Below are 6,090 nucleotides of genomic sequence, written 5' to 3' on the forward strand. Positions count from 1 at the left end.
ACTGGTGCGCCCCAGGCATCCAGGGTGATGCCATGGAACGATTGCATGGAGGTGTTGCCCTCACCGATGCGGTGCGACTCGATCAATTGCAGCGCAGCGATGCCGAGACGACTGCGCGTGAGATGGATGAAGTATTCGCCGTCCACGTCCATGCCCCGGCAAAGGAGCGACTGCACTTCCTCGAAGCTGAACCGCCCGGTGATTTCGCAGCGCGTGGACCAGGCGCGGAAGTAGGCTTCCGCCTGGCGGTTCCAGGCCATGTCCTCTGACTGCGCTTGCGGGCGAATACCGTCCCCCGTCGAATAGATGGCCATGTTGCTGACCATCTCCCGCACGAAGCCCGAGTTCTTGGCGAGGTAGCGCGAACGGCGCACCAGTTCACGGTGAACGTGGGGCGTGAGATCGTGTTTGGCATCACGGGGCGATGCACCCGGCACCGATCCACGTCGGGGTGAGGCATTGGCGGATTCGTAAACAGAAGTCCACGCCTTGGGGAGCAGGGCAGGGGGCAGCCAGTGAGACGCCCATTGTTGAAGGGCGGTCATTTGGCGAGATGGTGGATGGACGAAGTGGTGATGCGCCGACGTCGGCCATAGGTGGCTGGGTCAAGCACGCGCAGAGCGTGCGCGCACTCCTCAAGCGTTTCTTTGACGGTCATGGGGAACTGCTTGGAGGCGTTCGAACCGCTGTCGGACCAGCTCATGAGGGTCTTGCCCTCCATGAGCATCTCTTTGGCTCTCTCCTGAATGCGGAGAACTTCTGCGACGGTGAACCCGACAGTGAACAAACCTTGCGCCATGAGCGGAGCACCCTGTCAACGGCTTGCGTCCTTCACATCGCGTTTGATCTCATCGACGGTGAGACGGATGTAGTTTACGTCCGTTTTGACCACGTCGGTGGCGCGTTCCAGCAGGTTGATCTTCACCTCGTGGGATTCGATGCGCTGGCGGTCCTCGTTGCGCAACAGTTCCAGGTGCCGCAGCGTGCTGGTGTGCACGCCCCAGGCTGTGGCTCCGGCGATGACCAGCGAGAGGATCTGCACGAGATGCCCGAGGCTGATGGTGGAATCAAAGCGTGGCTGGGTCATGCGCCGATGAGTTTGAGGATGGAAGTGGGCGTGACAAAGCCGAGCGTGTTGAGCGTGCCGCTGCCTTTGAGGAAGCGGATGCGGTTGGTGATCCAGTCGCCCTCGCGTTCTTTGGCTGACGTGCTTGGATCGATGGACGTGTTGCCCTCGATGGTGGCCATGCTCAGGCCTCGCACGGTGGTGACGAGGCCGGCATGGCCCTTGCTCGTCCTACCATGGCGTGCGAGCCAGATGGAACCGGGTTCAGCGCTTGCTGAAAGCAGTCCCAGCTTGCGGAAGTTCCCCGCGCTGGTGACGCAGTGGGGCGTCATCGTCTGCTGCCAGCGTTTGATCTGGGTGGGCGTGGCCGCCAATGAACGCAGGGCGGCGAGGACCATGCCTTCGGCGAAGGCGGCGCAGTAGGCCCAGCCTTCCTCCCAGGGCGACTGGCGCATCAGGGAGCGCAGTTCATCGACGAGGGCGCGGTCCGGTCCGGGCGTGCTTGGGTTGTCCCAGTTTGCGTTGGGCTTGACCTCACGCAGGCCGACAAAGCGGCTGGCGTGCCGGATGATACCCTGAGCCAGTTGGTCGCTGGTCATGGATTCCTCCAGTTGATGCGCAGGCGGCCATAGGCAGCAGTGGCCAGACCACCGAACTGCGCGAGGGTGTCCCAGTTGGCGGCCACCAGATCGACCATCCCTTGCGCCTCGGTGGTGGGCAGATGGAGGCCGAAAATGCGGCCGATGGCACCGAGGGCCGAAATGAGAATGCCGGCATAAGTGAGCTTGCCTTGGAGAGTTTGGGGTGGGTTCATGCCCACGGCAGCCGTGTCAATCTGTGGCCGGTTCAGTCTCCGCGTCTGGTTCGGCACCCGATTTGACCGACTCCTGACCCACCAGCTTGAGCATCACGGCGGCAGCCACCTGCATCGCCTCGCAGTCCCAGTAGTGATTGGGGCGCTTACCAATGCGTTCCCACAGCCACTTGCCGCCTTTGCGCACGCGCTGCTCGCTCTCCATCTGCGTGAGGTAGTCGTCGCCTGCGTCCTCGGCGATTTCCCAGGTGGCACCGCGTTCGGGATCCTGGTTGCGGCGCAAGCGGGCGAGCATGTCCTTGATGTTCAGATTTGACCAGTAGAACACCGAGCAGGTCTGGCCACGTCCCAGCACCACCTTGCGGCGTGGTGAGTAGAATCGGTGAACGCTGCGGCCATCCTTGGTGCGGTGCACATAGGTTGCGCGGCGGTCGCCCATGAGCGCCACCCAGCCGTGCTTGGCGCACTCGCGATACACGTCATAGGTGGCGTGACCTGCATCGACGAACACGAGGTTGGCATGGATGGTGAACCGCTCCTGCAGACTGAGCACCTCGTCCCAGGTGGGCACGCGCTCGCGCCACACCAGGCGCGATGAACCATCGAGCGACCAGCCGCGCACGATCACGAAGAAGTGATCCATCTGGCAGTCCACCGTCATGAACCGCAGCGGAGCCGCCGCCTGGGACGGATCGAAGGGCGGCGTGAGGAACTTGCCGTGCTTGCTGACGGCGGCCTCATCGTCCCACGTTTCACCCAGGCGGTAGCCGCTGGGCGTGATCTCCAGCTTGAAATCCTCCAGGTAGTCGCGCCAGGGCAGCGCCAGGCGCTTTTGATAAAACTGCCGCAACGGCTCCAGATCGCCCTGCTTCGCCGCCGCCTTGGCCCGCAGATACAATTCGGCAAGCCTGCCCCAGCTCATCGCGCACAGGGCACTCCAGTGGAAGCCGACGTTTTCCGGGGACGCGTTGATGTTCGTCGCCACATAGCGGCCGGAAGTGTTGAGCTGGCGGCGTGTCCGGTCGCTGTCATCGAAGCAGTGACCGCAGCCCTCGCAGGTGAGCGAAGCCGTCTCGCGCACGCGGGCAAAGTTCCATTCGCCATCGTCGTCACGGGCGTCTTTACTCCATTCCACGTTTTCCCATTTGAAGGGCTGGCGCAGATCGCAGTGCGGGCACGCAAAGGTCCACTCGCGCATGTCGGTGGTTTCAAACTTGCGGTGCGTGTCGTCGTTCTCCTCACCGCCCTGAGACATGAACAGGCACTTGCCCAGCCAGCCGAAGGCGGTGACACGGGCCTCGGCTTCAGCCATGTGCCCCGTCGGCCAACGCCAGGTTTCATCGCCGATGAGCCAGCGAATCGAGCGGCGTTGCAGGTTGGTCTTGTTGTGGGCACCGAGCACCCACAGCGTCATGCCGTTGGAAAAGTGCTTCGTGCTCGTCTTGAGCTTGTGGCGATCGCGCGGGTAGAGCGCCTGCACGGCTGGGCACTCATCAAACACTCGGCCAAGACGGCTTTCGGCCTGATCTTTCGCGTCATCATCGGTCTGGTCGAGCCAGAGCGCGGGTCCCGGCAGGTTGGGGATGATGTAGCAGAGGCCGATCTCACCGATCGTGGTCTTGCTCGACTGGATGGCCGCGATGATCGAGACGATCCGAACCTTGGGATCAACCAGAGCTTCCAGCGGCTCCTTCAACCATGGAGAGTTGTCCGCACGGAACCGGCCCGGCACCGGCGAGTAGGGGATGGAATGAATGTGTTCCTCCGCCCAGGCCCATGGTGGACGGCGGTCAGGGGGACGCCATGCTTCGCACCAGATTGCTTCGAGGATGCTCACGCAACCGGCGCGAAGTCAAAATGCGACGACAGGAAATGTTCCTGAGCTAGAATGAACGATGATCCGGCCAGTCCTTACCGCCTTGCTGCTTGCGACCACGGTTTTCGTTGGTTCTTGCGCATCCCCACCTGTGAAACCGCTCGCAACCGTTCCCAAAGTCGAGCTGCCCCGTTACATGGGCAAGTGGCATGAGGTGGCCAGGCTGCCCATGTTCTTCCAGCGCGGCTGCGTCGAATCCACCGCCGAGTATGCGATAAAACCAGATGGAGCGGTTTCAGTCATCAATCGCGCCCTGAAGGACGGGAAGCCGAAGCAAGTCCGAGGGACGGCGACCGTGGTTGATGCCCGGACGAATGCGGTTCTTGAGGTGCGATTCAATGAATGGTTCTCGGTCTTCATTCCTCGCGCGAAGCAGGGGAACTACTTCATCGTCTGGCTCGCGGAAGACTATTCCGCCGCCGCCGTGGGAACGCCGGATCGGAAGTGCCTTTGGATCCTGGCGCGTAAGACCACTCTGCCGAAGATCACCTACGACAAAATTGTCGCGCACTGCCGCGGACTTGGTTTTCCCGTGGAGAATCTGATCGTTGAGAAGGCCCAGCAGCCCTGAGCGCGTCACTTGCCGCCTTCATGGAGGATGGTGAGTACCTCATCAATGGCTTTGCGGCACTCCTCTTGAATGCCCGTCGCATCGAGTCCGGACAGGATCGGCGGTAACTCTGACTCGAACTTGTTGCGCAACAAGGCGGTGGCCCGCCCGATCTGCGTTGTCCATGTGCGCCGCACTTCTTCGACGGTCACATACAGACCTTTGCGAACGGCCACCTTGAGTTCGCGCTCTTCCACCTCGGCGAGCAGTTTGCGGGCACGCAGGGCGGTGTCGAGATCGGTGCCTGGCTCGGCTCCCTTGAGGTCATGACGCTTCATGAACTCACGCCATGCGGCCACATCGTGCAGGCCGTTGGCGGCGGCTTGGGGGGCATCCTTACGCTTCTTCCACGTGGTGATCGACTGGCGCGTCGCCCCGAGGATTTCGGCCAGTTCCACGAAGTTGCGGGCGAAGGCGGGGCCAGTGCCGCCGGTCGTGCTGCTGGCGAGATTTTGCAGCATGCTGCGCTCCGCCCGCGTCAGCTTGCCTCCCTTGTGAACACGTTGGACGAGATTGGCGAGGTCCTTGTTGAGGAGCTTGCGGGCGAGATCGGGCGGGAGTGAGGATTCCATGGCTCCGCTGCTTGCGGAGTCAACACACTCAACAGTTAGAGCGTGGCGTTGCAGTAAAGCGAGTCTGGTGTATGCTTAAAAATGGAAGATCAGTTCACATTTCCAGGTGCACGTTTAGTCGAATACCCGGACAGCTTCCCAAGAATGCAGTGGGTGTTTGACATCCCTGAGATTTTTTCACCGACAGCGAAGTTTTTTGATGTGGACGGACTGCCGGTGGTGTGGGACATCGAAGGCAGTCCTCCAATCCCGCTGTTGCCCACCAAGGGCGGAACGTTGGTTTCGTCGCCTGGACTAGGCACTAGTGTTCTCAATGAGGGCGTTGTTATCGATGAGGCCACCTTTCGCCAGATGATTAACGCTGGACCTAGATTGGTCTAATGCTCTCGATCGTGGTAGCCGCACCATGGGGCGGTGAATTTCGGCGCGATGTGAGAATCTTTTGCTGGTCGCGGTCAAAGCTATCGTTGTGAACCGTTCATTGCTATCAGCTTCATCAGCGCCACCACGGCATAGCCTCGCGGCGTGGCTCGCTCCTGCTCCCAATTCTCCAGCGTACGTTTGCTGATGCCGAGAAACTCCGCCGCATCACGCTGGCTGAACTCCTTCTTCTCACGCCATGCCTGAAGGGCACGGGCAAATTTGCGGGGAGTCACCCCTTTGGGAAGTTTCATGGCAGCCATACGCAAGTCACGCATAGGCGGGATTCGCCGTCAACCGCGTTGACACTCCTGCCGGTGCGTGAGCATTCCCATTTACTGCGCCCACACCCGTCTGGTGGACCCCAACACGCTGAAGCCCAATCCGGCGAATCCAAACCGGCACAGTGCGCATCAGATCCAACTGCTCGCCTCCATCATTCAGGAGCAGGGCTGGCGCAATCCCATCACCCTCTCCAAACGCAGCGGCCTCATTGTGCGTGGGCATGGCCGGCTGGAGGCCGCGCTGCTCATCGGCTGTGACGTCGTGCCGGTCGATGAACAGGATTACGCCAGCGAAGCCGAGGAACTGGCCGACCTTCTGGCGGACAATCGCCTCGCGGAACTTGCCGAGCTCGATGAGGACGAACTCAAGCGCTTGCTCAAGTCCATCCAGGAGAGCGATCCCGCCTTCGATCTCGAACTCACCGGCTTTGCCGAGGATGAAATTCGC

General features: G+C 61.4%; 10 protein-coding genes. 2 read left to right on the forward strand and 8 right to left on the reverse strand.

Annotation, left to right across the window (positions count from 1 at the left end; genetic code table 11):
* The 6 genes from KDL09_RS00515 to KDL09_RS00540 form a co-directional block, all read right to left on the reverse strand.
* A partial coding sequence (locus KDL09_RS00515) for a phage portal protein (protein WP_294380223.1) occupies window positions 1-545 on the reverse strand: 545 nt, incomplete at its 3' end.
* On the reverse strand, window positions 542-799 hold the full coding sequence (locus KDL09_RS00520; protein WP_294380226.1) for a hypothetical protein: 258 nt from the start codon (window positions 797-799) through the stop codon (window positions 542-544). The genes KDL09_RS00520 and KDL09_RS00515, both read right to left, overlap by 4 nt.
* A gap of 15 nt (window positions 800-814) precedes the next feature.
* On the reverse strand, window positions 815-1,087 hold the full coding sequence (locus tag KDL09_RS00525) for a hypothetical protein (protein ID WP_294380227.1): 273 nt from the start codon (window positions 1,085-1,087) through the stop codon (window positions 815-817).
* The gene (locus KDL09_RS00530) at window positions 1,084-1,665 is read right to left on the reverse strand and encodes a hypothetical protein (protein ID WP_294380228.1); all 582 of its coding nucleotides are present in this window, start codon (window positions 1,663-1,665) and stop codon (window positions 1,084-1,086) included. Before KDL09_RS00530 ends, KDL09_RS00525 begins: the two co-directional genes overlap by 4 nt.
* On the reverse strand, window positions 1,662-1,880 hold the full coding sequence (locus KDL09_RS00535) for a hypothetical protein (RefSeq protein ID WP_294380231.1): 219 nt from the start codon (window positions 1,878-1,880) through the stop codon (window positions 1,662-1,664). The genes KDL09_RS00530 and KDL09_RS00535 overlap by 4 nt, the downstream gene beginning before the upstream one ends.
* A gap of 16 nt (window positions 1,881-1,896) precedes the next feature.
* Window positions 1,897-3,717, reverse strand: coding sequence for a terminase gpA endonuclease subunit (locus tag KDL09_RS00540; protein ID WP_294380232.1), 1,821 nt, complete (start codon window positions 3,715-3,717; stop codon window positions 1,897-1,899).
* 130 nt (window positions 3,718-3,847) lie between these two features.
* On the opposite strand from KDL09_RS00540, the gene KDL09_RS00545 reads away from it, so the two are divergent.
* Window positions 3,848-4,327 carry a lipocalin family protein gene (locus KDL09_RS00545; protein WP_294380234.1) on the forward strand — a complete coding sequence of 160 codons (480 nt, stop codon included), beginning with the start codon at window positions 3,848-3,850 and terminating at the stop codon, window positions 4,325-4,327.
* Window positions 4,328-4,332: 5 nt separating this feature from the next.
* On the opposite strand, the gene KDL09_RS00550 is transcribed toward KDL09_RS00545, so the two are convergent.
* Window positions 4,333-4,938, reverse strand: a complete 606-nt coding sequence (locus KDL09_RS00550; protein ID WP_294380236.1) for a hypothetical protein — start codon at window positions 4,936-4,938, stop codon at window positions 4,333-4,335.
* Window positions 4,939-5,399: 461 nt separating this feature from the next.
* Window positions 5,400-5,612, reverse strand: coding sequence for a helix-turn-helix domain-containing protein (locus KDL09_RS00555; protein WP_294380238.1), 213 nt, complete (start codon window positions 5,610-5,612; stop codon window positions 5,400-5,402).
* Between the two features lie 67 nt (window positions 5,613-5,679).
* Between KDL09_RS00555 and KDL09_RS00560 the strand changes: the two genes are divergently transcribed.
* Window positions 5,680-6,090: ParB/Srx family N-terminal domain-containing protein (locus KDL09_RS00560; RefSeq protein WP_294380240.1), on the forward strand; the 411-nt coding region annotated here is incomplete at its 3' end.

It is taken from the genome of Prosthecobacter sp. (genome assembly GCF_020439865.1).
Taxonomy (GTDB): Bacteria; Verrucomicrobiota; Verrucomicrobiia; order Verrucomicrobiales; family Verrucomicrobiaceae; genus Prosthecobacter.

Coding starts and splice junctions, on each gene's coding strand:
- KDL09_RS00520 (WP_294380226.1), bottom strand. CDS start 799: ATGGCGCAAGGTTTGTTCACTGTCGGGTTCACCGTCGCAGAAGTTCTC.
- KDL09_RS00530 (WP_294380228.1), bottom strand. CDS start 1,665: ATGACCAGCGACCAACTGGCTCAGGGTATCATCCGGCACGCCAGCCGC.
- KDL09_RS00535 (WP_294380231.1), bottom strand. CDS start 1,880: ATGAACCCACCCCAAACTCTCCAAGGCAAGCTCACTTATGCCGGCATT.
- KDL09_RS00550 (WP_294380236.1), bottom strand. CDS start 4,938: ATGGAATCCTCACTCCCGCCCGATCTCGCCCGCAAGCTCCTCAACAAG.
- KDL09_RS00555 (WP_294380238.1), bottom strand. CDS start 5,612: ATGAAACTTCCCAAAGGGGTGACTCCCCGCAAATTTGCCCGTGCCCTT.
- KDL09_RS00525 (WP_294380227.1), bottom strand. CDS start 1,087: ATGACCCAGCCACGCTTTGATTCCACCATCAGCCTCGGGCATCTCGTG.